This is a genomic window from Desertibacillus haloalkaliphilus, assembly GCF_019039105.1.
Lineage (GTDB): Bacteria > Bacillota > Bacilli > Bacillales > KJ1-10-99 > Desertibacillus > Desertibacillus haloalkaliphilus.
The window spans coordinates 1-323 of the sequence record NZ_JAHPIV010000630.1 but is presented as its reverse complement, the minus strand read 5'-3'; the positions used below and the strand labels follow the sequence as shown (position 1 = coordinate 323).

The window sequence follows — 323 nt, the reverse complement described above, 5'->3', positions numbered from 1 at the left end:
AGAGAAGGGAAAGGGGAAAGGAGGAAAAGGGAGAGGAGAGGAAGAAAGGGAGAAAAAAGGGGGAAGAGGGGAGGAAAGAAAGGGGAGAGGGGGGGAAAAAAAAGGAGAGGGAAAGAGAGAGAGAAAAGGAAAAGGGAGAGAAAAGGGGAGGGGGAGGGAAAAGGAAAGAGAGGGGGGAGAAAGAGAAGAAAAAGAAAAAAAGGGAAAGGAGGGAGAAAAGGGAGAGGGAAGGAAAAGAGGGAAGGGAAAGGGAAAAAGAAAAGGGAAAGAAGGAGGAGGAAAAAAGAGGGGAAGGAGAGAAGGAGAAAAAAGAGAGGGAAGAA

The 323-nt window shown here is 47.7% G+C and carries 1 protein-coding gene; it reads left to right on the top strand.

What is annotated here, in order from left to right:
* Positions 1-323 (top strand): hypothetical protein (locus KH400_RS30495; RefSeq protein ID WP_217228774.1); only part of this gene is annotated, 323 nt, incomplete at both ends.